At 64.4% G+C, this 4,369-nt stretch carries 4 protein-coding genes and 1 pseudogene; 2 read left to right on the top strand and 3 right to left on the bottom strand.

Going from position 1 to position 4,369, the window contains the following annotated elements; all coding sequences use genetic code 11:
* Positions 1-278 (top strand): annotated as a pseudogene (locus JWR89_RS22960) (MFS transporter); the annotation flags it as partial.
* Positions 279-280: 2 nt separating this feature from the next.
* On the opposite strand, the gene JWR89_RS22955 reads toward JWR89_RS22960, so the two are convergent.
* Positions 281-736, bottom strand: a complete 456-nt coding sequence (locus tag JWR89_RS22955) for a GatB/YqeY domain-containing protein (protein ID WP_299720427.1) — start codon at positions 734-736, stop codon at positions 281-283.
* A 109-nt stretch (positions 737-845) separates the two neighbouring features.
* On the bottom strand, positions 846-2,483 hold the full coding sequence (locus JWR89_RS22950) for a glycosyltransferase family 39 protein (protein ID WP_366143007.1): 1,638 nt from the start codon (positions 2,481-2,483) through the stop codon (positions 846-848).
* A 240-nt stretch (positions 2,484-2,723) separates the two neighbouring features.
* On the opposite strand from JWR89_RS22950, the gene carA reads away from it, so the two are divergent.
* Entirely contained in the window at positions 2,724-3,914 is a 1,191-nt protein-coding gene (gene carA / locus JWR89_RS22945; RefSeq protein ID WP_299720425.1) for a glutamine-hydrolyzing carbamoyl-phosphate synthase small subunit, read from the top strand.
* 168 nt (positions 3,915-4,082) lie between these two features.
* On the opposite strand, the gene JWR89_RS22940 is transcribed toward carA, so the two are convergent.
* A partial coding sequence (locus JWR89_RS22940; protein ID WP_299720424.1) for a ferritin-like domain-containing protein occupies positions 4,083-4,369 on the bottom strand: 287 nt, incomplete at its 5' end.

Below are 4,369 nucleotides of genomic sequence, written 5' to 3'. Positions count from 1 at the left end.
TGGTGGTGATCGCCCTCGGCATGGCCGGCGCGGTGGCGCCGCTGACCACCGCCGTGCTGATGTCGGTCGATGCGCAGCATGTGGGATCGGCGTCGGGCTTCAACAGCGCGGTGGCGCGCAGCGGCGGACTGGTCGCCACCGCGCTGATCGGCCCGGTGCTCGCCGGGACCGGCCCGGCGCTGGCCGGCGCCTTCGGAATCGCTGCTGCCATCGGCGCCGCGCTCTGTGCCGCCGCCGCCCTCAGCGCCTTCCTGCTGATCGCGGCAAAGCCGGCTTGAACTCAGGCCGTCAGCGCGGCTTTCACGAGGCCGCTGGCCTTGCCGAAGTCCATCTGGCCGGCGTATTTCGCCTTCAGCGCCGCGATCACCTTGCCCATGTCCTTGATGCCCGCGGCGCCGACTTCGGCGATTTCCGTTGCGATCGCAGCCTTGACGTCGTCTTCCGACATCTGCTTCGGCAGGTAGGCCGAGATGATGGCGATCTCCTCGCGCTCCTGGTCCGCGAGTTCGGCGCGGTTGCCCTTGTCGTAGAGCTCGACGGATTCCTGGCGCTGCTTGATCATCTTCTGCAGCAGGCTGAGCAGGTCGCCATCCGACAATGGCGGCTTGCTCTGGCCGCGGGCCTCGATGTCGGCGTTCTTGATGGTCGAGTTGACCATGCGCAGGGTCGAGAGCTTGCGCTCGTCCTTGGCGCGCATCGCGTCCTTGACGGCGTTGTTGATATCGTCGCGCAGCATGGCGTCTCCTTCGCGGCCCGCATCGCGGTGCCGGCTCAATTCAGTTGGGCTTGCCAGTTGGGGACGATCTAGGCGCTTTGCCGGGCCCGCACAACCGCGGGTCTCGCGATCACGGCGTCGGCTGGCGTTGGCTGGAGCTGAAATCCTCGACGCCCTCGGACAAAGGCCCAGTCGGGGCGCCGGTCCGACTGCCGTGCGGCGTGACCATCAACGCCGCGATGGTCGCGGGAATACCATCCCGCCCCCACAGCCGCGGCGTCACGACAAATTCGAACCGGGTATATTGCGGCGCGATCGCCGTGACCCGGCGCATCCAGTCCATACAATGATCGTCGTCGGCGAAGCACATCGCCGCCCAGCCCTTCTCCAACGTCGTCACCCGCGGCAGACCCCAGTTGTACTGGTACTGGAACGGTCGGCGGTAGACCGGGTGGTCCGGACTGTAGAAAGCGGTGGCAAAGGCCAGGCCGTCATCGCCCGATATCGCCGGCAGCGGCCGGTCCGAGACCGCGTGCCAGCGCCGTGTCAGCTCATCGGCGGCAAGATGATAATAGCTGCGGTCGTTGGGATTAATGTTGTTGCGATAATAGGCATGGTATGGCGCGGCGATCGCCACCGCCACCACCGCGATCCCCGCGACGAACGCGGCCAGATTCACCACGTACAGGCGCTCCAGCGTATAACTCGCGCCGCCGACAATCAGGATCGCCGCCAGGAACAGACCCTGTAGTGCCCACAGCGAGGGCATGTCGGTGCCGATGACGATCGCGGCGATCACCGGGAGCACAACGGTGCCCACGAAAATCCAGAACAGCAGCACCAGCCCGGGAGGCATGGCGCGGAAATCGGCCGGAAAGCGCCTTAGCCGCAACTCCGCCGACAGCACCCAGACCAGCGCGGGCAGCGCCAGCGTGGCGGCGAGCCCGAGCACGAACATGCAGGCTTCCAAAACCGCCGGCCCCAGCGGGATGCCGCCATGGACCTGTATGGCATAGGCGAAGGGCGTCGCACCGGTGGTCGCGAGCCAGTGCAGATGCGGCCCGAGCACCACCAGGCCGGCGAGCGCAGAAACCCATGGCGCCCGCGATCTGAAATAAACCGCGCGCTGCGGATGCACGACTGCCGCCAACACGAAGCTGCCGATCAGGAAGACGGAGTAGTATTTGCCGAGCATCGCCAGCGCCGCGAAGGCGCCGGTTGCCGCGGCCCAGCCGACGGTCCGGCTCTCGAACGAACGCAGAAAGCAATAGGTCGCCAGCGGCCACACCGCGAGCAGCGCCGTATTGGCGTTGAAGCGCTGGGCATGAAACTGGTAGGCCGGCAGCAGCATCAACAGCAATAGAACAACGGCGCGGGAATCGCCGCGCACGAATCGGCGTGCGATCAGATCCACCGCCCACAGCGCCACCGCGGCGTTGGTCATGGCCAGCAACTGGAATGACCAGTCGGTGAGAGGAAACACCAGCGTCCAGAGATGCGCGGCCCAGCCCATCAGCGGCGGATGTTTGGCGTTACCCCAGGCGAATTGGCGGCCGACGGTCCAGGTCTCGAGCGCGTCGGCGTGGAGATCACCACTGAGATAGGCGACGCTGAGAAACAGCAGCCAGACCGCTGCAAACGCGATAATCAGGGCCGGAATTGCCCAGCCCTTCTCGATACCGTCGAGCCATCTCAAAAATGGTCGACGCCATCGCGCCGGCGCAACGGCCGAGCGCGCGGCCATCGCGGCAAAATAGTCCAGCTGCACTGAAATGTCCGGAAACACAGAGTATTTTCAGCTTGCTAGCTGCGAATCCAAGTTCCGGCAAGCACGCATAGCTGTATTTGATTAATTCAAGTTTGACCGCTATCTCGCCGGCTCAAGAGGGTGGCCCGCCCGGATTGCGCTCGCCCTCGCCGCCCGAATTATGGAAATCCGGATATTGGCATGTGAATCTGCCCGTTCCGGCTTTGACGCAAGCGGATGTGCAGACTATGTAGTCCCCTCATGACCCCCTCGGAAACATCCTCAGCCTGGCCGGACCACAAACCGACCGCGCTTCTCGTGCTCGCCGATGGCACCGTGCTGGAGGGCTTCGGCCTCGGCGCGGAAGGCCAGGCCGTTGGCGAAGTCTGCTTCAACACGGCGATGACCGGTTATGAGGAGATCCTCACCGATCCGTCCTATGCCGGGCAGCTCATTACTTTCACCTTCCCGCATGTCGGCAACGTCGGAACCAACGACGAAGATATCGAGACCATCAACATGGCGGCGACGCCGGGTGCCCGCGGCGTGATCCTGCGCTCGGCCATCACCGATCCGTCGAATTACCGCTCGTCGCGCCATCTCGACGCCTGGCTGAAGGCCCGCGGCATCGTCGGCATTTCCGGCATCGATACCCGCGCGCTGACCGCGCTGATCCGCAATAAGGGCATGCCCAATGCGGTGCTGGTGCACGCCCAGAACGGCAAGTTCGACCTTCACGGCTTGAAGGAAGAAGCCCGCGAATGGCCCGGCCTCGAAGGCATGGACCTGGTGCCGATGGTGACCTCCGCCCAGCGCTTCACCTGGGACGAGACGTCATGGGAATGGGAAAAAGGCTTCGGCCGCCAGACCGCGCCTGAATTCCACGTCGTCGCCATCGATTACGGCATCAAGCGCAACATCCTGCGACTGCTGGCCGGCGAAGGCTGCCGGATCACCGTCGTCCCCGCCACCACCTCGGCGGATGACATCATGGCGCTGAAGCCGGATGGCGTATTCCTGTCCAACGGCCCGGGCGATCCCGCCGAAACCGGCAAATATGCCGTGCCGGTGATCCAGCAGGTGATTGCATCGGGCACGCCGACCTTCGGCATTTGCCTCGGTCACCAGATGCTCGGCCTCGCCGTCGGCGCCAAGACCAAGAAGATGCATCAGGGCCATCACGGCGCCAATCATCCGGTCAAGGACGAGACCACCGGCAAGGTCGAAATCACCTCGATGAACCATGGCTTTGCGGTCGATCAGGATACCCTGCCGAAGGGCGCGCTGCAGACGCACATCTCGCTGTTCGACGGCTCCAATTGCGGCATCCAGCTCGAGGGCAAGCCGGTTTTCTCGGTGCAGTATCACCCCGAGGCATCACCGGGTCCGCGCGATTCGCATTATCTGTTCAAGCGCTTCGCCGACCTGATGCGCGCGAAGAAGGCGTCGTAGCCGTAGGGTGGGGAAAGCCTCGACGCGCGAAGCGCGACGGGGCGTGCCCACCATGTTTCAGCACACATGACGGCAAGGTGGTGGGCACGGCGCAAGAGCGCCTTTGCCCACCCTCCAAAAAGCCCGCTCCTTGCGGAGAGGGCTTTTAAGCATGGCGGTGTGCGTCGCTTAGTCTTCGTTGCCGCCTTCCTGGCGGCTGGCTTCGAACAGGAACCAGGTGCGACGCTCGGTTTCGTCGATGAAGTTTTCCAGCAGGCCGGCCGAGGCCGCGTCCTCGACGTCGTCGACGATCTTGTGCGCCTTGCGCATCGCGGCAGCCATTGCCTTGTTGTCGTTCATCAATTCACGCAGCATCTCGCGGGGCGGGACGTAGGCTTCGTCGTTGTCCTTGATGGTCTGCAGCTTGGCGATGCCGCCGATCGAACGAATCGTGGTGCCACCGACCTTGCGGACGC

Source organism: Tardiphaga sp., from assembly GCF_028290785.1.
Taxonomy (GTDB): domain Bacteria; phylum Pseudomonadota; class Alphaproteobacteria; order Rhizobiales; family Xanthobacteraceae; genus Tardiphaga.
This window is presented reverse-complemented; position numbering and strand designations above follow the sequence as displayed.